The sequence below is a fragment of the Micromonospora sp. NPDC007208 genome (assembly GCF_042869175.1).
Classification (GTDB): Bacteria; Actinomycetota; Actinomycetes; order Mycobacteriales; family Micromonosporaceae; genus Micromonospora; species Micromonospora foliorum.
Genome location: NZ_JBIAFG010000013.1, coordinates 97799 through 119892 on the forward strand (window position 1 = coordinate 97799; position 22094 = coordinate 119892).

Genomic DNA, 22094 nt, shown 5'->3' on the forward strand with positions numbered 1-22094 from the left:
GGCTCACTCCTCGCGCTGACGGCATCTCCTTTGTTCGCGACTGCGGGGCTCGCAAACCCGGCTCACTCCTCGCGCTCACAGGGGAAGCTCGGCGCGGATCTCGGTGGGGCCGCCGGTCGGGCTGACCACCATCAGTTCGCCACCGGCGGCCCGGACCCGGTCGGCGATGCCGGCCAGCCCGTGCCCCTTCGCCAGGTGTGCACCGCCCTGCCCGTCGTCGCCCACCCGTACCTGCAGGTGGGTGCCCTTCCGGGCCACGGCCACCGTGGCCTCGGTGGCCCGGCTGTGCTTCGCGACGTTGGTCAGCGCCTCGGACACCACGAAGTACGCGGTGTTCTCCACCGCCGGGTCGAGCCGTCCGGCCGGGGTGCCGAGCTGCGGGTCCACCTGGAGCTCGATCGGGATCAGCCCGCGGCCCGCGATCGCGGCCAGGGCGCTGGGCAGGCCCCGGTCGACCAGGATCGGCGGGGCGATTCCCCGGGACAGCGCCCGCAGCTCGGCAAGCGTGTCCCGGGTCTGGGTGACCGCCTCGTCGATGGTGCGGCCGGCCGCCTCCGGGTCCGAGGCGAGCTGCATCCGGGCCCGGCTGAGGTCCATCGCCAACCGGACCAGGCGCTGCTGGGGGCCGTCGTGGATGTCACGTTCCAACCGGCGCAGCGCGGAGGCCTCGGCGGACACGGCGGCCCGCTTCTGCTCCTCCAGCACGGTGATCCGGTCACGCATCTCGGCCACCCCGGTCAGCATGGCCTTGGCGAAGCTGGCCTGGAGCAGTGCGCAGCCCCGCACCACGATCGGCAGGGTGATCAGGAAGAACACCCCGAGCGCGGTGTACAGGCCGATCCGGGCGGTTGTCGAGTCGCCCAGGCCAAGCAACTGCGCCAGATCCTGGTCACCCTCGCCGTCGGCCCGGGGCAGGGCCCAGTCGTAGGCCCAGTAGAGCGAGCCGGCGATCGCCGCGGCCCACCAGGACAGCGTCACCACGAAGGTGCCCGCCGCCGCGATCAGCCGCAGGATGCCGTGCGCCAGGTCGAGCCAGGACTGGGCGTCCCGCATCGGCACGAAGATCCGCCGCCAGGCGTTCGCGCCCGCCTCGGGCAGCCGGTAGTGCGGCCGGATCCGGGGTTGGTGGAGCACCGCGGGCAGCCGCAACCGCTCGACGTCGGCCAGCCCACGGGCGGCGTACAGGGTGCCGCTGAGGATCGGCAGGCCGATCACCGTGACCACCAGACCGATGCCGACCGCGAGGCCGACGATGAGGACGACGAAGCTGGCCACCGCCAGGGGCAGGCCGAGCACCACGTACCCGGAGTCGACGAAGAGCTGGCGGGGGATGCTCGGTGCCAGCGTCGGTCGGTCGCTGGTGGCGGCAACGGCGGTCATGCTCAAAGGCTAGGCAGCTGGGCTCGGTGTCCCCATCCCGAAACCCCGCCTCTCCTCCGTAGTGCTGCCCCTACCACCGCCGGGACGTCCCGGGGAAGGGGTCGGCGCGGGATTGGTCAGAGAAGTCGGGATTGAGTAATAATCGCCTGGGCGGTGAGCGGACCAGGCCGTTCAATCGATCTTGCGGAATGGAGGTGCTGGTGGGGTTGCGGCACGCAGCGACAAGATCGCGATTTGTGCACGTCTTCACAAGCGCCTACGCTGTGACTCCGACGCGCCCTGCTAGCACAGCCGGCAACCTCGGTCGCCAGCGGGAGTCCATAAACGGCCGACCAGCGGAGTTGGCCGAGGATCGCACCGCACGGAGTCTCATGAGTCAGCACCGTCACCCAGGCGCGCCCGGCCGCGCCGGTGCCGTACCAGCGCTCCCGGATCTGCCCGAGGCGACCGTCGCTCGGCTCCCGGAGTACCTGCGCGCGCTGCACAACCTCGCCGACACCGGGCACGAGACGGTCTCCAGCGAGGGCCTGTCCGCCGCCGCCGGGGTCAACTCCGCCAAGCTCCGCAAGGACCTCTCACACCTCGGCTCGTACGGCACCCGGGGCGTCGGCTACGACGTCGCGCTGCTGATCGAGCAGATCGAGTATGTGCTCGGGCTCACCCAACGCCGGGCGGTCGCCCTGGTCGGCGTGGGTAATCTCGGTCACGCCCTGGCCGGCTACGACGGCTTCGCCAGCCGGGGCTTCCGGATCGCCGCACTGCTCGACGCCGATCCCTCCCGGGTCGGTGAGGAGATCAACGGCCTGGTGGTCCGGCATGTCGACGACCTGCCGACGGTCGCCGCGGAGGAATCCCTCGCGATCGGCGTGATCGCCACCCCGGCCGCCGCCGCCCAGCAGGTCGCCGACCAACTGGTCGCCGTCGGCGTGACGAGCATCCTCAACTTCGCGCCGTGCGTACTCTCGGTTCCGGAGGGGGTCGACGTGCGCAAGGTCGACCTCGCCATCGAGCTGCAGATTCTGTCCTTCCACGAACACCGCAAGGCATCGCTGACCGCGCTGCCCGCCACCGGCGGGTCCGCGCTCACCGCCCTGCCCGGCGGGTTCGCGGCCACCGACACCCAGGAGGCGATCGGCACGTGAAACTGCTCGTCGTCGGCGCGTCCTACCGGACCGCCCCAGTCGCCACGCTGGAGCAGCTGGCCGTGCCTCCCGCCGACCTGACCCGCACACTGGACCGCCTGGTCGCCCAGCCGTACGTGGCCGAGGCGGTGATCGTCTCCACCTGCAACCGGGTAGAGGTATACGCCGCCGTGTCCGGTTTCCACGGTGGGCTCGGCGACGTCTGCGCCGTGCTGGCCGAGCAGGCCGGCAGCTCGCCGACCGCGCTCGCCAGCCACCTGTACGTGCACTACGACACCGCCGCCGTGGACCACGTCTTCCGGGTCGCCACCGGTCTGGACTCGATGGTGGTGGGCGAGGCGCAGATCCTCGGCCAGTTGCGCGACGCGTACCACTGGGCCACCGGCGCCGACTCGGCCGGCCGCCTGCTGCACGAACTGATGCAGCAGGCGTTGCGGGTCGGCAAGCGGGCTCACGCCGAGACCGGCATCGACCGGGCCGGCCAGAGCGTCGTCACCGCCGCGCTGGAGCTGGCCGCCGGGCACCTCGACGGCGACCTCGTCGGCCACCCGGCCCTGGTGGTCGGTGCCGGCGCGATGGGTTCGCTCGGGGTGGCCACGCTGTCCCGGCTGGGCGCCGGGCCGCTCACCGTCAGCAACCGGGGCGCCGACCGGGCCGTCCGGCTCGCCGAGTCGTACGGGGCGAGCGCCGCGCCGATGACCGAGCTGGCCGACACCCTCTCCACAGTGGACATCGTAGTGGCCGCCACCGCGTCCACCGAACCGGTCCTCACCCGGGCGGTGGTCACCGCGGCGCTGGCCGAACGCGACCCGGCCCGGGGCCCACTGGTCCTGCTCGACCTGGCCGTCCCGCGCGACGTCGAGGATGGCGTCGCCGAGCTGCCCGGCGTCGAGGTGATCGACATCGACCGGATGGCGGCGCTACTCGCCGACGGTCCGGCGGCTGCCGACGCCGCGGCCGTCGAACGCATCGTGCTCGCCGAGGTGGAGGGCTTCCTCACCTGGCTGCGCGGCGCCGACGTGGCACCCACCGTGGCCGCGCTGCGTGGCCGGGCCGACGACGTGGTCACCGCCGAGCTGCGTCGGCTGGCCCAGCGTCGCCCCGACCTCGGCGACGACCTGCGGGCCGAGGTGGCCCGCACGGTGCACCGGGTCGTGCAGCGGCTGCTGCACCAGCCCACCGTCAAGGTCCGCCAGTTGGCCGCGGAGCCCGGCGGCGACCAGTACGCGGCACTGCTGCGCGAGCTGTTCGACCTCGAGGTGCCGCAGACCTCGCCGGTGGACACCGTCCCGGACGTGCTGACCCCCGACCTCGGCCTGGCGCTCCCCGGCACCGACCCGGTGTCCGGAGCCGACGCCGTCGAGCCGACCCCACCCACCGGAGGTGCGCGTTGACCGCCCCCCTGCGCCTCGGCACCCGGGGCAGCGCCCTGGCGATGGCCCAGTCCGGCCAGATCGCCGAGGCGGTGACCGCCGCCACCGGCCGCCCCGTCGAGCTGGTCGAGGTGGTCACCGCGGGCGACCGCTCCAGCGCACCGGTGCACCGGCTGGGCGTCGGGGTGTTCGTCTCCGCCCTGCGTGACGCGCTGACCGCCAAGACGATCGACTTCGCGGTGCACTCGTACAAGGATCTGCCCACGGCTGCCGCCAGCGGGCTGCACATCGCCGCGGTGCCGGCCCGGCAGGACCCGCGCGACGCGTTGGTGGCCCGCCACGGCCGGACGCTCGCCGAGCTGCCGCCCGGGGCCACCGTGGGCACCGGCGCGCTGCGCCGGATCGCCCAGTTGCACGCCCTCGGCCTGCAACTGGAGGTCACCCCGATCCGCGGCAACGTCGACACCCGCCTGGCGCGGGTGCTCGGCCCCGAGGCCGACCTCGACGCCGTCGTCCTGGCCCGGGCCGGTCTGGCCCGACTCGGCCGGCTCGACGTGATCACCGAGTCGCTGGACCCGATGCTGATGCTGCCCGCGCCCGCTCAGGGTGCGCTGGCCGTGGAGTGCCGGGTCGACGACCAGGACCTGGTTGAGCTGCTCGCGGTGCTCGACCACGGACCGTCGCGTGCCGCGGTCACCGCGGAACGCGCGTTTCTGGCAACCCTGGAGGCCGGGTGCAGCGCACCCGTCGCCGCCTTTGCCGAACTCGCCGAAGGCGAGACCGGCGATGAGATCTACCTGCGCGGGGCGGTGATCAGCCCGGACGGCACTCGTGACCTCCGGCTGTCCCGCACCGGAACGCCCGCCGACGCGGCGGAGATCGGTAAGGCACTCGCCGCCGAACTCCTCGACCTCGGCGCCGACTCGATCCTCGGCCACGAAGGACACACCGGCCCGGGGACCCAGCAATTTGGGAGCACAGAATGACCCGCACCCGTAAGCCCGTCGGCCGTATCGCGTTCGTCGGGGCTGGCCCCGGTGACCCGGGCCTGCTGACCCGTCGGGCCCACGACGCCCTGGTCGACGCCGACCAGGTGATCTACGACCGGGGAGTCCCGGAGTCGTTGCTCACCGTCGTTCGCGCCGAGGCCAGGAACGATGCCGAGTTCACCCCGGCCGAGGGCGCGCCGGGGGACGTGGCGAAGGTGCTGATCTCCGCGGCCCGCTCCGGGCTGAACGCGGTGCACCTCGTCGCCGGCGACCCGTTCGGGCACGACTCGGTGGTCAAGGAGGTGCAGGCGGTGGCCCGCACCGCCGCCCACTTCGAGGTGGTGCCCGGCGTCGGCCAGGCCGAGGGCGTGGCCACCTACGCCGGGGTCCCGCTGCCGGGTGTGCGTACGGCCGCCGACGTCGAGGACGTCAGCGCGCTGGACTTCGAGGCGCTGGCCACGGCCGTCGGCCGGGGTTCGCTCGCGCTCGCTGTGGACGCCGGTGACCTCGCCGCCGTCCGGGACGGACTGCTCGCCGCCGGGGTCGACGGCACCACCGGCGTCGGGGTGACCGGCGACGGCACCGGCGAGACGCAGTACACGACCACGTCGACCGTGGACAGCTTCGTGGCCGCCGCGCTCGGCTTCACCGGCCGGGTGGTGCTCACCGTCGGTGTCGGCGTGGGGCAGCGCGACAAGCTGAGCTGGTGGGAGAACCGCCCGCTGTACGGCTGGAAGGTGCTCGTACCCCGCACCAAGGAGCAGGCCGGCGCGATGAGCGCCCGGCTGCGGGCCTACGGGGCGATCCCGTGCGAGGTGCCGACCATCGCGGTCGAGCCGCCGCGCACCCCGGCGCAGATGGAGCGGGCGGTCAAGGGCCTGGTCGACGGCCGGTACGCCTGGGTGATCTTCACGTCGGTGAACGCGGTCCGCGCGGTCTGGGAGAAGTTCGCCGAGCACGGTCTCGACGCCCGGCACTTCGGCGGCGTCAAGATCGCCTGTATCGGTGAGGCCACCGCGGACGCGGTCCGCGCGTTCGGCATCCAGCCGGAGCTGATCCCCGCCGGGGAGCAGTCCTCCGAGGGTCTGCTGGCCGAGTTCTCGCCGCACGACGAGATCCTCGACCCGGTGGGCCGGGTGCTGCTGCCGCGCGCCGACATCGCCACCGAGACGCTCGCCGCCGGGCTCACCGAGCGCGGTTGGGAGGTCGACGACGTGACCGCGTACCGGACGGTGCGGGCCGCTCCGCCGCCCGCCGAGATCCGCGACGCGATCAAGTCGGGCGGCTTCGACGCGGTGCTCTTCACCTCGTCTTCGACCGTGCGCAATCTGGTCGGTATCGCCGGGAAGCCGCACGCCCGGACCGTTGTTGCCGTGATTGGGCCCAAGACGGCGGAGACCGCGACGGAGTTCGGCCTGCGGGTCGACGTCCAGCCACCGCACGCCTCGGTGCCCGACCTGGTGGAGGCGCTCGCCGCCTACGCCGTCGAGCTTCGGGAGAAGCTGGCCGCCATGCCGGCCAAGCAGCGCCGTGGCTCGAAGGTGCAGGGCCCGACCGCCCTGCGCTTCCGGTAGCCGTTCGAGGAGGCCCTTCCATGTCGTACCCCGAGATCCGGCCCCGCCGACTGCGCCGCAACCCGGCGGTCCGCCGGCTGGTGTCCGAGACCCGGGTCGACCCGGCCGAACTGGTCGTGCCGATGTTCGTCAAGGAGGGGCTGACCGAGCCCCGGGCCATCGGGTCGCTCCCGGGGGTGCTCCAGCACTCCCGGGACTCGCTGCGCAAGGCGGCGGCTGAGGCGGTCCAGGCCGGTGTCGGCGGGATCATGCTCTTCGGCGTGCCGGAGCAGCGGGACCCGACCGGCTCCGGTGGCATCGACCCGAACGGCATCCTCAACGTCGCCATCCGCGACGTGGTCGCCGAGGTGGGTGACGCCACGGTGGTGATGAGCGACCTGTGCCTGGACGAGTTCACCTCGCACGGGCACTGTGGGCTGCTCACCCCCGACGGCGAGGTCGACAACGACTCCACCCTGGCCGCGTACGCGGAGATGGCGGTGGCCCAGGCCGCCGCCGGGGTCGGCATGGTCGGGCCGTCCGGGATGATGGACGGCCAGGTCGGCGTGGTACGCCGGGCGCTCGACGCCGCCGGGTACCAGGACGTCTCCGTGCTGGCGTACGCGGTGAAGTACGCCTCCGCCTTCTACGGCCCGTTCCGCGAGGCGGTGGAGTCGGCGCTGGAGGGCGACCGGCGCACCTACCAGCAGGACCCGGCCAATCTGCGGGAGTCGCTGCGGGAGGTCGCGCTCGACGTCGCCGAGGGCGCCGACCTGGTGATGGTCAAGCCGGCGTTGCCCTACCTCGACGTGGTGTCGGCGGTGCGGGCCGCGGTGGACGTCCCGGTCGCCGCCTACCAGGTCTCCGGTGAGTACGCGATGGTCGAGGCGGCCGCCGCGAACGGCTGGATCGACCGGGAGCGGGTGATGCTGGAGACGCTCACCTCGATCAAGCGGGCCGGCGCACAGGTCATCCTCACCTACTGGGCCGTCGAGGCCGCCGGCCTGCTCCGCCAGCGCTACTGAGCGGCCCGCCTGCGGCCATCGGCTGATCGCGCACCGATCCTGGCGCGCTCGGTGCAGCGGGCACAGGACGCGGCCTTGACGGTTGGGGTCCTGTCTCGTCCGCCGGATTCCTGGCCTCGACAATTCCCTCCGTGGCTGCCTTTGCTCTGCACCCGCGGACGCGACGGCTGTGGCCGGCGACCGGTGCCTATCCGGGTGCAGAGCAAAGGGGAAGGGTCAGCGGTTGGCCCCTTGCTCCGCTGCGGCGCGGACGTGCCGCTCAATGCCGCCGTTTCGCCGGCCGTGCGGGAGCCACCTTCCCAGCGCTGACGAGCCCTCGGTTGTCCACAGGTGCTTCCGTTGTCCACAGGCCCGCAAAACGGGACTGCGAGGAACGGAGCGAGCCGGGACGGTGGCGGCATGGACGACTCACCGACACCCCCGGATACAGGAGCACCTGGCGCCGACAGCTGGATCCCCGACGGTCCGAGCCCCAACGTCGCGCAGCGGAAAGTCACAGTGAGCGAGCCCTCCGACTCCCCGTGGCCGGTCGCTGGCATCGTCCGGGCGGTCCGTCGTCACGCCGACCTGAGTCAACGTGAGCTGGCCCGGTGGGCGGGGGTGCACCATGCGACTATTGGCCGCATCGAGGCCGGTCGGACTGTTCCAAGTATCGAGCTGCTCCGCCGGATCATCGGGGTCGTCGGATGTCGGCTGGCCGTCGTCGACGAGTTCGGCCGGGTGCTCAGGCCAATGCGGGACTGGGACGAAACGCGCGATGGTGCGGGGCGCCGCTACCCGTCGCACCTGGACACCATCCTCGACCCGGAGCCGGGGGAGTGGTGGGCGGACATTTACGGGCTGGCCCGCCCGCCCGAGACGTTCTACCGCAATCGGGAGGTCCGGGACGCGATGCGTCGGCGCAGCCGATGGGAGGTGCGGGTAGCCAGGCACCGCGGGGATCCGCCGCCGCCACAGCTCTGGCGGTACCGCTGACGCAGGATGGACGACGGCCCGCCGAACCCCACTCGGGGCGGCGGGCCGTCGTCGACCTCGTTCCCCGGTCAGTCGTCGTTGGTGATCGTTCCGGTCGCGAGAGGGTCGGCCAGCCGCAGGCCGGGCACGCCGGCCACCAGCAGCGTCAGCTTCTCGTCCGGCTCCCGCTTACGGTCACCGCGCACCGTCACCGGGAACGCCACCGACGTCTGCCCGGCGGCCAACACCTTGCAGCCGGCGTACGGGTCGAAGTCCGAACCCGCCTGCGCCGTGAGGCCCACGGTGGCGGCGCAGAGCAGCACCGACTGGGACAGCGGCCGGGACACGGTGGCGCTGAAGGTGAGCTGACGGGTGCCCTGGTCGCCCTCGACCACCGCCGTGTCGGCCACTGTCAACGACGCACGGGACCGGAACCGGGCCACCTGCGGGTCGTGGTCACTGGAACCCCGTGAGCCGTCACCGGCGAACTCAGCAGGCCAGTCGGCGTTGATGTGCGCCGCCCGCACCTGCACCAGGTCGGCGTAGAACGCGTCGTTGACGAACAGGTGGTCGAGCGTCTGCGCCTGCCCCTCGAAACTGTACGAGTAGGCCGAGGCCGGCACGTCCGCGACGAGGTTGTCCCACAGGTTGTGCAGGCCCGCCTCGTACAGCGGGGCGAGCTGGTCCGACGGCGTGGGCTGGCTGCCCGTCGCGATGGGATCGTCCGGGCGGGGGAAGACGTTCAGGTCCCCGCCGTAGACCACCCGGGCGGTCTGGTCGGCCGCCTCGATCGCGGTCACGATCGCCGCGCCGTAACGGGCCTGCTCCCGCCGCTGCCCGACCCGGCCGTCCGGGCCCGAGGAGTAGTGGTTGCTGAGCGCGTACAGGGTGAACCGCTCGGTCGAGCCGGGTGCCGCGGCCACGCTGAACTTGCCCAACTGCGGAGCACGGGTGAAGACGTTGTTCCCGTCCCGACCGGTCGAGGTGTCCACATCCGCCGGCAACACCGCGTTGAGGGCCTTCGGGTTCTGCACGTCGGCGTTGGCCGGCAGCCCCGGAGCCCGGTACTCAACAGTCGGCGCCGAGCCGAGCAGGGGGTCGTTCGCCGTCGCGGCGGCCAGCGACACCCGGTCCGTGCGGTACAGGAACGCGGCGGTGATACCGCGGGCGTCCGCGCCGGTCCGGTCATAGGCGGCGGCGTACGCGGGCCCACCGGCCGCCGACACCGTGAGCGCCAACTCCTGGATGCTGTCCGGGGCGCCATCGGCGTTGTTGGTGTCGCCGCAGCTCAGGGCCGCCCCTGAGACCGTGCAGATGTCCTGGTCCTCGGCCTCCTGCACCAGGATCAGATCCGGTGCGTGCAGATCCTTGACGATCTGGTCGGCGAGCGCCGCCAGCTGTTCGCGGTATTCCGCCTCGCTGCCCGGAACGTAGTCGAACGGCGGGTCGACGCCCACGCACCCGGCGTTACCGGCGAAGTCGCAGCCGTCGAACGGGTCGTCGCGGTAGTCGTACAGGTTCTCCACGTTGTAGGTGGCCACGGCCACCTCCTGCGACCGGTCGGCCGGCTTGGGCGGGTTGTTCTTCGACGGGTCGGCCCCGGCGGCGAACTCCGCCCGCTCGACCTGGACGCCGTACTTCTCGAACGAGTAGTAGACCCCGCCCACCGCGTCCGTCCGCAGCGTGTCGAAGGTGTGCGCCGGCGGGAGCAGCGCAGCGCTGTCCCCGGCGGTGGCCTTCACGCCCATGCTGCCGAGCAGCGTCCGCTGGCCGTTGCCGTCGTCGAAGCGGCGGGTCGGGTCGTTGTCCAGCGGGTGCGAATCACGGAAGACGCGCCGGGAGTACGGGTCGGCGCGGTCCAGCAGAGGGTCGTCGCGGTCGACCACCCACAGCTCCGCGTCGGCGGTGGAGGCGAAGACGTCCCGGCCGCTCACCGCGCCGCTGCCCGCGCGTACCCGCATGCGGGTGCCCTCGTGCCGCTCCCAGAAGCGCTCCGCGTCGGTCAGCACGGCCGGCGGCACCGCGTCGGTCACCGCGACCGCGGTGTCCACGGCCAGGCCGCCGCCGATCCGGCGGACCAGCGACGCGCCGGAGAGCTGGGTGAAGTTGTAGTACTCCGACACCCGGGCCCGCAGCACGACCTCGTCGCCGACGGTCGGCACGTAACCGCCGATCAGCGAGGTGAACGTGCCCATGAACACGAAGATGCCGTCGGAGCTGGTCGGGTCGCCGTCGGTGTCACCAACGCGGCTCTGCAGGAAGAACCCGTGCTGCTCCGCCCCGGCCGAGGTACGGGCCAGGGTCAACTGGGTGATCACGCCGCGTACGTCGTACAGCGTGCTGCTCGTGCCGTTGCCGCTCGCCGGTGCGAGCGGCGACCGGTCGGTCGGACCCGACTCGGCGTCGGTGGTCGGACCCTGCACCTCGCCGACGGTCAGTTCCCGCGTCACCTGCACGACCAGGGCGCAGCTCGCGGTGCCACCGCCGGCGTCGGTCGCGGTGAGGGTGACGGTGTACGCCCCGGCGGCGAGGTCGGCGCTCACGCCGACCGTGCCGCGGGCGGTGCCGCCCACCCCGTCGGCGGGGGTGAAGGCGGTACGGGTGATCGAGCCGGCGGTCGGGCTCGGGCTGATCGCGGTCACCGCCAGGTCGACGATCGTGTCGTCGGGGTCGGCGGCGGTCACCTCGCGGCTCGCGGCCGTGCCGGCGGCGGTGACCAGCGGCCCGCCACAGGTCACCGTGGCCGGCACGTCCACCGGGCCACCGCCGTCCACGGTGTGCGCGCCCAGTCCGTCGAACGTGTCGACGGGGAAGCCGGCCCACTGCGTGGCGGGGTCGAACGCGTCCGACGGGTCGGTGTCACCGGCGGCCACGCTCGGCAAGCGGCGCAGGGTGTTGTCCGCGGTGCTGGTGACGCCGGCACCCCACTCGGTGCCCGGGTCGACGCCCACCTGGCCGATCGAGTCGAGCACTGTGGTGCCCCGGCGCAGCACGATCGCGTCGTCACCGTTGAAGAGGCTCGCCCCGGTGGTCTGGTCGGCCTGGGCGAGGATGGCGGCCCCGGCCGAGGCGCTGGCGAACACGAACGCGTCGCCGGCGGCCACGCTGCCGGTCAGGGCGATCGTGGTGGCCGTGGTGGAACCGTTGAAGTAGAGCTGCAACTGGTAGCCGCCGGCCGCCAGGTCGACTGCGGCGCCGGTGCCGTTGAACAGCTCGATCGCCTTGTTGTTCGACGAACCCTCGACGTACTCCGAGATGAAAAGGTCGGTGGGCGCGGCGCTGGCCGCGGTGGGTGCGACGCCGAGCGCCGTGATGGTCACGGCGGCGGTGGCGGTCGCGAGCGCGGCGATTGAGCGGCGCGGGCGCATAGGGCCTCCACGATGGGTGGATGGGGGTCAACGCACGTTAAGGTGCGCGACTGTCCACCGTCCATCCCCTAGTGGACAGTTTCGTGAATTCCTCAGCGCGGCGGGTCGAGGCGGTGCACCAGCTCAGCGACGTCGACGCTGTATTCGCACCAGTCCCGGTCGGGGCGGTAGCCCAGCTCCGCGTTGACCTTGAGCATCGCCTCGTTGGCCTGCGCGTTCCAGGTCTGCACCTCGATCAGCTCCGGCTCGGCGGAGCGTAGCTCCAGCAGCATCCGGGCCTTGATCGCCCGATCGATGCCGTAGCCCCGGTGATCCTGCGCGACGATCGTGTCGTACTGGTCGGCACGGGTCGGGTGCTGCGCCGGCACCACCACCTCGGTCAGGCCGGCCACCTCGCCGCTCTGCTCGTGCCGGGCGAGCACGATGTACGGCTTCATGCCCCGCCGGTGCAGCGTGTCGAGGCTGTCGCGCAGCCGCTCCGGGTCGTAGGAGCTGGGCCGCAGCTCACCGTCGTCGACGTCGCGCACCTCGGCCTTGGCCCGCGCGTACGCCTCGATCAGGTCGTCCGGCGGCCCGCCCGGGAAGAACTCCAGCTGGTAGCCCGCCCCGATGCCGGTGGCCATCTCGGCCAGCTCGGCCCAGTCCACCGCGGTCAGGTCGAGGACGCTGCGCGTCTCCACGTACTCCCGGGTGAAGCCGAGCGACTCGTAGAACCCGATCGCGGGCGTGTCGCCGACGACCTCGACCCCGATCGACCGGAAGCCCTCCTGGTAGACCCGGCGGGCGGCACGCAACACCAGGTCACGACCGAGGCCGGTGCGCCGCGCGGACGGGTGCACCAGCACCTCCAGCACGCCGATGTCACCCAGAAGGAGTACGTGCACCTGGCCGAGCACCGCGCCCGTGTCGCCCGGGGTGGTCGGCTCGGCCTGGGCGATCCAGGAGATCCGCCGCTCGCCGGGCATCACCTCGGCGAGGTATTCCCGCAGCGAAGTCTCCCGCCAGGGCGGGTCCTGCGGCAGATCGGCCGCCAAAACCGCGTTCAGCGTGGCCAACAGCGACGCGATCTCGGCGGACGACGCGGTCCTGGGGTCCCACTCGCGCACCATCACCCGTCTAGCTTGCCGCTAACAGAGGCCCGGGGGAAGTGTCCAGTTCTCCAACGTATCGAGACGATCACTTCACGACCGACTGGACCGTCCGTACCGGTTCGCGGTGTCGTAGACGTCCTGGGCGTACCGCCGTACATCGTTGTAGGAGAGGATCGCGTTCCACCAGTCGCCCGGAATGCTCAGGTTTCGGCCGCCCTTGCAGAGGTAGTGTCCCGCTGCCAGGGCGGCGTCGTCCAGGTCGTGCGGGTCCTTGAGCCCGTCGTTGTCGGCGTCCGCGCCGATCTCCTGCCAGGTGGTCGGGATGAACTGCATCGGCCCGATCGCGCGGTCGAGGGTCGAGTCCCCGTCGAGCGCCCCACGGTCGGTGTCGATGATCCGCATCCGGCCGCCGTTGCCGTCCAACGGCAGCCCAATGATCTTCGGTGTTGCCTTGCCGTCCTGCCCCAACCGCGCGCCGTTGGCCGAGCCGTGCCCCGATTCGACCTGACCGATCGCGGCCAGCGTGGTCCAGCTCAGCGCACAGCTGCGGTTGGTCTGGGCGAGCACCAGCTCGGCGTAGCCGTACGCCTGCATGGCGACCGGGGGGACACCGACCTTGGCGCCGACCTGCTGCGCCCAGCCGGCCAGGGCGTCCGACGGTCGGCCACCGATCACCGACCCGGTCGGCAACCCGTTGCCGGGCAACCCGCCGCTGGGCAGCGGAAGGGTCGGCAGCGGCCCGGTGGGCAGAGGGCTGGTGGGCAGGCCGGACGGCACCCCCGGCGGTGCGACCCCGGTCGGCGCGGCCGAGGCGTCGACCGCGACCGGGCGCGGTGCGCGGATCGCGGCCGGCACGAGCAGCGCTCCCGCCGCGGCGGTCACCGCCACCAGCGCCAACAGGAAGACGCCAGGCAGGGTCAGCCGACCACTCGGCCGGCGAGCCCAGGCACGCGTCGCCCGAGCCGCGGAGGCCGCTGCCTGGCGTGGCGGCAGCCGTACCGCGTGCGCGAACTGCACCCGCCGCCGACGGGCCGGATCGGACGCCGGCACGACCGGCATCTCATCCACAGTGGTCTTCGCCGGATCCGCGGCACCGGCGGCGGTCTTCGCGTCGTCTGCCGGCGTGTCGGCGCTCGACCCGCCGGCCGACTTCGGCGCGGCCGGGTCGCTGGCCTTGCCGTCCGCCTCCGGGTCCGCGCTTTCCGTGGCGTCGGTCCTGGGGGTGTCGGCCTGGTCTTCGGTCTTGGGGGCGTCGGTCTTGACCGCGTCGGCCTTGGCGGCCTCGGTCTTGACGGCCCCGGCGTTCGCGGCCTCGGCCTTGGGTGCCTCGGCCTTGGCGGCCTCGGTCTTCGCGGCCTCGGCCTTGGGTGCCTCGGCCGGCGGGGCGGCGGCCGGGGCGGGCTCGGCCGGGGCCTTCGTGCCGGTGGCGCTCGCGCGCGGGTCGGACCCGGCGAGGTCGGTCGCGGTGGGCTCACCCGCTGGCGGGGCCGGCGCGGTGGCCGGTGGTGTGGTCGGCGCGGTGGCCGGTGGTGTGGTCGGCGCATCCGCCGAACGCCCGCTCAGCCAGGGGCGGCGGGGGCGGGGCACCTTGCGCACCGGATCGGGCGCGGCCCCCGAGCCTGCGAGCGGCCCGTCCAGCGGCGCGGCCGGTCGTAACGGTTGCACACGCGTGTCGTCCTCGCCGTCCACCACCTGTCGAGTATCACCCATGCTTCGCCAAGCGTCAGATCCACTACCCTGGGTGGCATGCCCCGGTACGAGTTCCGCTGCCGCGCCTGCGGCGACACCTTCGAGGTCAACCGTTCGATGGCGGCGGCCGGTGAGCCGGCCAGCTGCCCACAGGGACACGCCGACACGGTCAAGCTTCTTTCCGCGGTCGCGGTCACCGGCCGGGGTGGTGCCGCCGGTGGCGCCCCGGCACCCGCCGCTGGTGGCTGCTGCGGCGGTGCCTGCGGCTGCTGATCGGGCCAATTCGCCGCCGCCTGGTGGGCCGGCCTTGCCGGGAGCGGGTCCGAGTGGCACGTTGAGGCGGCACTTGCCCAACCGTTCTCACGATGTGTGATCGTCCGGACTCAGGCAGCATGAACCCGACGTCACGGGCGGAGGTTCCTCGCATGTCGCCACGGATCCAGCTCCCGAGCGGTTGGGTGACCTTCGTATTCACCGATATCGAGGGCTCGACCCGACTGGCCCAGCTACTCGGCCCGGACTACCGCCCGGTGCTCGCCGAGCATCGACGGCTGCTGCGTCGCACGCTGGCCAGCACGGGTGGCGCGGAGCTGCTGACCGAGGGCGACTCGTTCTTCCTGGCCTTCGAGGAAGCGACCGCGGCGATGACCGCGTGCCTGACCGCCCAGCGCGCACTGTCCAGCCACGACTGGCCCACCTCCGAAGCCGCCCCCCGCGTGCGAATGGGCCTGCACACCGGCTACGCCGAGCCACGCGACGGCGAGTACGCCAGCCCCGAGGTGCACCGGGCCGCCCGGGTGGCCGCCGCCGCGCACGGCGGGCAGGTGCTCTGCACGGCGTCCACCGCACGTCGAGCCGAGCCGTTGCCGCCGGGTGCGACCCTGCTCGACCTGGGCCTGCACCGACTGCGCGGCTTCGACGACCGGGAACGACTGTTCCAACTGATCGCACCGGGTCTGGAGCGGCAGTTCCCCCGGCCCCGCACCGCCGACGCGGTGGCGCACAACCTGCCCACCCAGGTGACCTCGTTCGTCGGCCGGCAGGCCGAGCGCATCGAGTTGGGCCTCCTGGTGCGACAGCACCGCCTGGTCACCGTGCTGGGCGCGGGCGGGGCGGGCAAGACGCGGCTCGCGGTGGAGCTGGCCAGCGGACTCGTCGAGGCGTACCCGGATGGGGTCTGGTTCGTCGACATCGCCTCGGTGACCGACCCGGGGCTGGTGGCGTTCGCCATCGCCGCCGTGCTCGGCCTGCGACCCGAGCCCGGCCGGCCGATGCTGGACACCCTCGTCGAGTACGCGGCCGGCCGCCGGATGCTTGTCGTACTGGACACCTGCGACACCCAACCGGCCGCCTGCGCGGAGGTGATCGCGCGTCTGCTGTCCGGCGGGGCCGGCGTACGGGTGCTGGCCACCAGCCGTGAGTCGTTCAGCCTGCCCGGCGAGGTGGTGTGGCGGATTCCGCCGCTCTCGGTCGACCCGCGCGCGGACGGTGCGGAGAGCGACGCGGTGGCGCTGCTGCTGGACCGTACGGCGGCGGCGCGCGGTGGTCGGCAACCGGACCCGGCCGAGTCCGCCGACCTGCGTCGGGTCGTGCAGCGGCTGGACGGACTGCCACTCGCCATCGAGTTGGCCGCCGCCCGACTGCGGGTGCTCTCCGTCGGTCAGCTCGCCGAGCGGCTGGACGATGTCCTCGGCACCCTGGACGCCGGCCGGGAGGACCATGATCCGCCGCCGGTGGAGCGGGGCTGGTCCGGCAACCAGCAGGACACCGTGGACCTGGTCGCGGCGGCGGCCGGTGCGTCGCCGCCCACTCCGGCGAGCCGGGCGGTGCAGCGCTCGGCCACCGAACGGCACCTGACCATGCAGGCCACCGTCACCTGGTCGTACCGGACGCTGGGGCCCCGGGCCGCCCGCCTGCTGCGGTGGCTGGCGGTCTTCGCCGGCCCGGTGGATCTGGCGACGGTGGAGTGGCTGCTGGGTGACGATCCGCTGGACCCGCTCTCGGTCCTGGTGGACAAGTCGATGGTGTTGGCCGAGCCTCGTGCCGCCGGCAGCACCTACCGGATGCTCGACCCCATCCGGGCGTACGCGGCGCGGCGGCTGGCCGAGGCGGGTGAGGAGCAGGCCGCTCGGGACCGGCACGTGGCCTGGTCGGCGCACGCGTTGGACCGGGCCCACCTGGGCCAGGACGGCCGGCCGGTGACGCTGTCGTTGTATGCCCTCGATCCACTGGCCGGGGAGTTGCGCGCCGCGCTGCGGTGGTGCGCCACCGGCGGCAGCGCCCGTGCCGGTCTCGGTCTGGCGGGCGGGCTGGACCAGTGGTGGCTGGAGCGGGGCCTGGCCCGCGAGGGGCGGCTGTGGCTGTTCCGGCTGTACGGGCGGATCGCCGAGACGGGGGAGCGGATCCCGGAGGCGGAGCTGGCGGCGGCGTACCACATGCACTCGCTGCATGCCGGCGCAGACGGCGAGTTCGCCGAGGAGCTGCGCTACTCCCAGCGCGCGGAGGCAGCGGCCCGGCAGGCCGGCGACGCCGGGCTGCTGGCCCGGGTGCTCGCCGGCCGGGCCGCGCCGCTGGTGGACATGGGGCAGTTCGTCGAGGCCGAGCGGGTGTGCCGGGAGGTCATCGACTGGGCGCACGGGCAGGACGTGGTCGGCGAGGCACTGTTCGCGGTGTTCAGCCTGGCCGAGCTGCTCTGGCGGCGGGGCGCCCTGGAGGAGGCGGCTGAGCTGCTGGGCGCGGTGCGTCCGGTGGAGGCGGCCCGACCCGTGGAGCGGGGCCGGCGTTCGGTGGACATGCTGCTCGGCATGGTCGCGCTGGCCCGCGGTGACGTGATCGCCGCCCACGAGCATCTGCTGGTGGCGCTGCGCTCCCGGATGGGCCACGGCTACCACGGCCGGGCGTGCGACACCTTGAACGCGGTCGCGGTGCGTTGCGCGATCGGCGGCCAGCGGTTGACCGCAGCCCGCCTGTTCGGGGCCGCGCAGGCCACCCGGGCGAGCATGCGTGCCACCCCCGGCATCTACGGCGGTTACTGGGCCGAACAGCAGGCGGAGTTGCGCGCGGTGTTGGGCGACGCGGCCTTCGACGACGCGTACGGCGAGGGCGCCGAGTTGGGGCTGGACGAGGCCGCGGCGCTGGCACTCGACGTGGAACACCCGGACCTTGCGGCGGACTCGACCCGCTTCAGCACCGGCCTGTCCCAACCAATCCCCCGCCGTCCCACCGACTCCGACCGCCACCCAGCCACCCGAACCGAACGCGCCTAACCCCTGCCCCACCCATCCCCCCCACCCCCACCCCCACCCCCACCCTTGTTGATCAAGAGGTTTGCGTCAGGAAACGCGCTTCCGATGACCGAAATCTCTTGATCAACGCGGGTGGTGCGGGGGAGGGGGCGGGGGAAGGGGTGGGGTGGGGTTAGTGGGTTGCGGCGTTGGCTTCGGCTTGGGCCTTCATTCGGGCGGCGCGGTCGATGTCGGCCTGCTGGACGGCCGCTACCGAACCGAAGATGCTGACCGCCTGGTAGTACGTCCAGGCCAGGCTGTAGCAGGCCGGCCGGACGACCGAGTTGTACGTGGTGCAGACGCGCTTCAGGTCCTCGTAGAAGGCGCTGTCGAGCCGGGACTTGTTGGCGGAGAACTGGCCGACCGCCTTGTAGTTGCGGTAGCCGAAGTCGTGCCGGTAGCAGCCCAGGTTGAAGGTGAAGCCGAGCGGGTTGTCCGGGCTGGACGAGCAGTAGTCGGTGGACCAGTTGAAGTTGTACTCGGCCCAGGGGGCCCGGTTGACCCGGGCGCTGTTCCACGAGTTGTAGCTGGACGCACTGGTCTGGGTCCAGCTGGACAGCACCGAGAGCCGTTGGGCGGGGGTGACGGCGGCGGCGGGGGAGGCGATGGCGAGGGTGGCGAGCAGCGCTAACGCGCCCGAGGCGAGCAGGGTGGCGAGACGTCGGGGCACGGGTTACCTCCGCAGGGGTGAGCGGGTGGGACGGAAGTTACCGGCGGGTTACCGGATGTCGATGAGTGTCGATCAGCTGATCAACTAGGCGGTATGCGCGTCGCCAACTATTGGTGACATACGTTGAAACAGACGAATGCCCCGGACGCGCGAGGCGTCCGGGGCATTCAGCGAAGCGGGTCAGTGCCTGACGAATACCGGCGGGCTCGTGGGGCTCTCGTTGGCCGACCGGTCCAGCGCGGTGAGCTGGTAGGTGTAGTGCCGACCGGGCTCGGCCGAGGTGTCCACCCAGGACTGGGTGCCGCCGGGCGTGGCCCGGACGGTGTCGACCAGGTGCGCGGCGTCGGCCGTGGCACAACGGCCGGGCAGCGTGGTGCCGTCGAAGCGGTAGATCGCGTACGAGGTGGCGGTGCCGAGCGGGCCGACGCCGTCGGCGGGCTGCCGCCAGGTGAGCCGGACCCCGTCGGCCTGCCGGGTCGCCTTGCTGAGCACCGGGAAGAGCAGCGGCCGGGCCGGCAGGTGGGGCATGGCCGGCACCAGCGCCGGGCGGGAGTAGTGCTCGCCCGCGTAGATGTCGGTGGCGCCGAGCCGGTTGGCCCGCACCTGCACCGCGGAGAAGTGCACGTTGCCCTGCACCTCCGGGTACGACCGGTTGAGCGTCAGGTGGTCGGACAGCTCACGCGGGTTCTGCCAGTACGGCCCGTACGCCGGGTCGCCGCTCTTGTAGTCGGCCTGGCCGATGTAGAGCTGCACGCGGGTGCCGCGCACCGTCTCGGCCCACCACGGCACGAGGCGCGCATAGTCGGCGGCGGGGTACTGGCCGATGTACCAGTACAGCTGCGGCACCACGTAGTCGATCCACTCCTGCTTGATCCACTTGCGGGTGTCGGCGGAGATGATGTCGTACGACTGGCTGCCGGTGGTGTCCGAGCCGAGCGGGTCGGCGGTCTTGTTGCGCCAGATGCCGAACGGGCTCACGCCGAACTTCACCCACGGCTTCGCCGCCTTGATCTTGCCGTTCATCTCCTGGATCAGCAGGTTGATGTTGTCCCGCCGCCAGTCGGCCCGGTCGGTGAAGCCCCGGTTGTGGGCGGCGAAGGTCGCGTCGTCCGGCACCTGGTACGTGCCACTGGGGTAGGGGTAGAAGTAGTCGTCGAAGTGGACGCCGTCGATGTCGTACCGCTTGACGGCGTCCATCATTGCGGTCTGGACGAACTCGCGAACCTCGGGGATCCCCGGGTTGTAGTAGAGCCGGCTGCCGGCCACGCCAGCCGGTGGGTAGGCGAAGGTCCAGTCGGGGTGCTGCTGGGCCGGGTGGCCGGGGGCGAGCTGGGCGAGGTCGGCGCCGGCGCCGCCGGGGGCCGGCATGGACACGCGGTACGGGTTGAACCAGGCGTGGAACTCCAGGTTCCGCTTGTGCGACTCGTCGACCAGGAAGGCCAGGGGGTCCCAGCCCGGGTCCTGGCCGCGTACCCCGGTCAGGTACTCCGACCAGGGCTCGTACGGTGAGGGCCAGAGCGCGTCGGCGGTGGGTCGGACCTGCACCACGACGGCGTTGTGGTGCAGTCGCCCGGCCAGGTCGAGCAGCTCGCGGTACTCGGCCTGCTGGGCCGCGATCCGGTCCGGGTTGGTCTGGGACGCCTTGCTGGGCCAGTCGATGTTGACCACCGACGAGATCCACATGGCCCGGAACTGCCGCTTCGGGGTGGCCGGGTCGGTGGCGCAGGTAGCGGTGCTGGTGATGTCGGCCGCGCCGGGTGCGGCGCTCGCGGGGGTGGCGGTGACGAACGTGCCGAGCAGGGCTGCGACCAGCCCGGCGACTCCGAGTCGGGTGGCTTTCATGCGGTCTGTCCCTTCGTTGGGGCTCCCGGATGTTTCACGCGGCGCGGCAAGATTCGCCGTCGATGTCCGCGTTGCTGGTAGGAAATTTTCACAGTCTGGCCATCGCCGCAAGAGTTCGTGGTTGACCAATCGCGCCGGTGGGTAGCAACGGCGGTCACCGGCCGCCGCGGAGGTGGTCGCACGGTGGGAGGGGTGACCGGGTGTCCGTGCTGCGCACAAAACCAATCAAGGACGTGATAGCCCAAGGTGAGGCGGACGGCAGCGACGGCCAGCTGGGGCTGAAGAGGCGGCTCGGCGCGATCGACCTCACCGGCTTCGGCATCGGCATCGTGATCGGCACCGGCATCTTCACGCTCACCGGGATCGAGGCCCGGGACAGCGCCGGGCCCGGCGTGGTGATCTCCTTCGCCATCGCCGGCGTGGTGGCCCTGCTTGCCGCCCTCTGCTACGCCGAGCTGGCCTCCAGCGTGCCGACCGCCGGCAGCGCCTACACCTACGCGTACGCCACGATGGGCGAGATCGTCGCCTGGATCATCGGCTGGGACCTGCTGCTGGAGTTCGCGCTCGGCGCCGCCGTGGTGGCCCGAGGCTGGTCCGGCTACCTCGCCGAACTGCTCGACCTGCCGACCCGGTGGTTCGGCGAGGAGGGCAGCACTGTCAACGTGGGCGCCATCGCCATCGTGTTGATCCTCGGCATCGTGGCGATCGTCGGCATCCGGGAGTCCGCCCGGATCACCAACCTGCTGGTGCTGGTCAAGGTGGCCATCTGCGTCTTCGTGGTGGTCGCCGGGCTGTTCTTCGTCAAGGCCGCGAACCTCACCCCGTTCATCCCGCCGGCCGAGCCCGCCGGTGGCGGCGACGACGGCATCAAGCAACCGGTCACGCAGGCGCTCTTCGGGCTGGAGCCGTCGGTCTTCGGCTTCGTCGGGGTGCTCAGCGCCGCCGCCGTGGTCTTCTTCGCGTACACCGGCTTCGAGGCCGTGGCCAACCTGGGTGAGGAGACGAGGAAGCCCAAGCGGGACCTCACCCTGGGTCTGCTCGGCACGCTGCTGATCTCCACCGTGCTCTACATCGGCGTCTCGCTGGTGGTGGTCGGGATGGTGCCGTACACCGAGATCGACCGGGGCGCCCCGATCGCGTCGGCCTTCGAGTCGGTCGGCGCGGGCTGGGCGGCCGTGCTGGTCTCCATCGCCGCCGTCGCGGGCCTGACCAGCGTCATCCTGGTCGACCTCGTGGCGATGGGCCGGATCGGCTTCGCCATCGCCCGGGACGGGTTGATCCCGCCCTCGATCGCGAAGGTGCACCCGCGCTGGGGGACCCCGTACCGGATCTCGGCGATCATGACGGTGGCGGTCGCGCTGCTGGCCGGCTTCCTGCCGCTCTCCGCGCTGGCCGACCTGGTCAGCATCGGCGCGCTCTGCGCGTTCGTCCTCGTGTCGGTGGCGGTGCCGATCCTGCGCCGCAAGCGTCCGGACCTGGAGCGGCCGTTCCGGGTGCCGTTCTCGCCGGTGCTGCCGATCGTCTCGGCGCTGGCCTGCTTCTACCTGATGCTCAACCTGTCGGTGGAGACCTGGCTGCGGTTCCTGGCCTGGATGCTGCTCGGCGCGTTGATCTACTTCGGTTACGGCTACCGCCGCAATCGGCTGGCCCAGCACGAGCCCGCCGTCGCCCCGGCTCCGCGCGAGCCGACCGACTGACCTGCGAGGTGCGGAAGGGCCCCGTTTCGGGGGCCCT

14 protein-coding genes and 1 pseudogene are annotated in these 22094 nt (G+C 72.4%); 9 read left to right on the forward strand and 6 right to left on the reverse strand.

Annotated elements, in window-relative coordinates:
• Positions 1-75 precede the first annotated feature (75 nt).
• Complete coding sequence (locus tag ACFYL6_RS23725) at positions 76-1380, reverse strand: sensor histidine kinase (RefSeq protein WP_387174279.1); 1305 nt, start codon at positions 1378-1380, stop codon at positions 76-78.
• 371 nt (positions 1381-1751) lie between these two features.
• Between ACFYL6_RS23725 and ACFYL6_RS23730 the strand changes: the two genes are divergently transcribed.
• The 6 genes from ACFYL6_RS23730 (at position 1752) to ACFYL6_RS23755 (ending at position 8437) form a co-directional block, all read left to right on the forward strand.
• Positions 1752-2522: a redox-sensing transcriptional repressor Rex gene (locus ACFYL6_RS23730; RefSeq protein ID WP_030329747.1), complete on the forward strand. Its 771-nt coding sequence runs from the start codon at positions 1752-1754 to the stop codon at positions 2520-2522.
• Positions 2519-3916, forward strand: a complete 1398-nt coding sequence (locus tag ACFYL6_RS23735) for a glutamyl-tRNA reductase (protein ID WP_387174281.1) — start codon at positions 2519-2521, stop codon at positions 3914-3916. Before ACFYL6_RS23730 ends, ACFYL6_RS23735 begins: the two co-directional genes overlap by 4 nt.
• A complete protein-coding gene (hemC, locus tag ACFYL6_RS23740) occupies positions 3913-4881 on the forward strand; it encodes a hydroxymethylbilane synthase (protein WP_387174283.1) in 969 nt (322 codons plus the stop codon). The genes ACFYL6_RS23735 and hemC overlap by 4 nt, the downstream gene beginning before the upstream one ends.
• A complete protein-coding gene (locus ACFYL6_RS23745) occupies positions 4878-6458 on the forward strand; it encodes a uroporphyrinogen-III synthase (protein ID WP_387174286.1) in 1581 nt (526 codons plus the stop codon). Before hemC ends, ACFYL6_RS23745 begins: the two co-directional genes overlap by 4 nt.
• Positions 6459-6478: 20 nt before the next feature.
• Positions 6479-7462: a porphobilinogen synthase gene (hemB, locus tag ACFYL6_RS23750; protein WP_366333963.1), complete on the forward strand. Its 984-nt coding sequence runs from the start codon at positions 6479-6481 to the stop codon at positions 7460-7462.
• A 498-nt stretch (positions 7463-7960) separates the two neighbouring features.
• Positions 7961-8437 carry a helix-turn-helix transcriptional regulator gene (locus ACFYL6_RS23755; protein ID WP_387174289.1) on the forward strand — a complete coding sequence of 159 codons (477 nt, stop codon included), beginning with the start codon at positions 7961-7963 and terminating at the stop codon, positions 8435-8437.
• Between the two features lie 68 nt (positions 8438-8505).
• On the opposite strand, the gene ACFYL6_RS23760 is transcribed toward ACFYL6_RS23755, so the two are convergent.
• The 3 genes and pseudogenes from ACFYL6_RS23760 to ACFYL6_RS23770 all read right to left on the reverse strand — a co-directional run bounded on the left by ACFYL6_RS23760 (position 8506) and on the right by ACFYL6_RS23770 (position 14419).
• Positions 8506-11784 (reverse strand): lamin tail domain-containing protein, encoded by a 3279-nt coding sequence (locus ACFYL6_RS23760; protein WP_387174292.1) that lies wholly within the window; start codon positions 11782-11784, stop codon positions 8506-8508.
• A 92-nt stretch (positions 11785-11876) separates the two neighbouring features.
• The gene (locus ACFYL6_RS23765; protein ID WP_387174445.1) at positions 11877-12893 is read right to left on the reverse strand and encodes a GNAT family N-acetyltransferase; all 1017 of its coding nucleotides are present in this window, start codon (positions 12891-12893) and stop codon (positions 11877-11879) included.
• A gap of 72 nt (positions 12894-12965) precedes the next feature.
• Positions 12966-14419 (reverse strand): annotated as a pseudogene (locus ACFYL6_RS23770) (lytic transglycosylase domain-containing protein).
• 202 nt (positions 14420-14621) lie between these two features.
• On the opposite strand from ACFYL6_RS23770, the gene ACFYL6_RS23775 reads away from it, so the two are divergent.
• Both ACFYL6_RS23775 and ACFYL6_RS23780 read left to right on the forward strand, forming a co-directional pair.
• Positions 14622-14837 carry a zinc ribbon domain-containing protein gene (locus ACFYL6_RS23775; protein ID WP_327042027.1) on the forward strand — a complete coding sequence of 72 codons (216 nt, stop codon included), beginning with the start codon at positions 14622-14624 and terminating at the stop codon, positions 14835-14837.
• A gap of 152 nt (positions 14838-14989) precedes the next feature.
• Entirely contained in the window at positions 14990-17830 is a 2841-nt protein-coding gene (locus ACFYL6_RS23780; RefSeq protein WP_387174294.1) for an ATP-binding protein, read from the forward strand.
• A gap of 151 nt (positions 17831-17981) precedes the next feature.
• On the opposite strand, the gene ACFYL6_RS23785 is transcribed toward ACFYL6_RS23780, so the two are convergent.
• Both ACFYL6_RS23785 and ACFYL6_RS23790 read right to left on the reverse strand, forming a co-directional pair.
• Positions 17982-18518, reverse strand: coding sequence for a phospholipase (locus ACFYL6_RS23785; RefSeq protein ID WP_357190242.1), 537 nt, complete (start codon positions 18516-18518; stop codon positions 17982-17984).
• Between the two features lie 180 nt (positions 18519-18698).
• Positions 18699-20360: a glycoside hydrolase family 10 protein gene (locus ACFYL6_RS23790; RefSeq protein ID WP_387174297.1), complete on the reverse strand. Its 1662-nt coding sequence runs from the start codon at positions 20358-20360 to the stop codon at positions 18699-18701.
• Between the two features lie 200 nt (positions 20361-20560).
• Between ACFYL6_RS23790 and ACFYL6_RS23795 the strand changes: the two genes are divergently transcribed.
• Positions 20561-22057: an amino acid permease gene (locus tag ACFYL6_RS23795; RefSeq protein ID WP_387174299.1), complete on the forward strand. Its 1497-nt coding sequence runs from the start codon at positions 20561-20563 to the stop codon at positions 22055-22057.
• The last annotated feature ends 37 nt before the right edge of the window (positions 22058-22094 follow it).

What these genes read in the sequence shown, in the direction of transcription:
- ACFYL6_RS23725 (WP_387174279.1), bottom strand. Translation starts at nt 1,380, where the DNA reads ATGACCGCCGTTGCCGCCACCAGCGACCGACCGACGCTGGCACCGAGC.
- ACFYL6_RS23730 (WP_030329747.1), top strand. Translation starts at nt 1,752, where the DNA reads ATGAGTCAGCACCGTCACCCAGGCGCGCCCGGCCGCGCCGGTGCCGTA.
- ACFYL6_RS23790 (WP_387174297.1), bottom strand. Translation starts at nt 20,360, where the DNA reads ATGAAAGCCACCCGACTCGGAGTCGCCGGGCTGGTCGCAGCCCTGCTC.
- ACFYL6_RS23775 (WP_327042027.1), top strand. Translation starts at nt 14,622, where the DNA reads ATGCCCCGGTACGAGTTCCGCTGCCGCGCCTGCGGCGACACCTTCGAG.
- hemB (WP_366333963.1), top strand. Translation starts at nt 6,479, where the DNA reads ATGTCGTACCCCGAGATCCGGCCCCGCCGACTGCGCCGCAACCCGGCG.
- ACFYL6_RS23780 (WP_387174294.1), top strand. Translation starts at nt 14,990, where the DNA reads ATGTCGCCACGGATCCAGCTCCCGAGCGGTTGGGTGACCTTCGTATTC.
- ACFYL6_RS23765 (WP_387174445.1), bottom strand. Translation starts at nt 12,893, where the DNA reads ATGGTGCGCGAGTGGGACCCCAGGACCGCGTCGTCCGCCGAGATCGCG.
- ACFYL6_RS23760 (WP_387174292.1), bottom strand. Translation starts at nt 11,784, where the DNA reads ATGCGCCCGCGCCGCTCAATCGCCGCGCTCGCGACCGCCACCGCCGCC.
- ACFYL6_RS23745 (WP_387174286.1), top strand. Translation starts at nt 4,878, where the DNA reads ATGACCCGCACCCGTAAGCCCGTCGGCCGTATCGCGTTCGTCGGGGCT.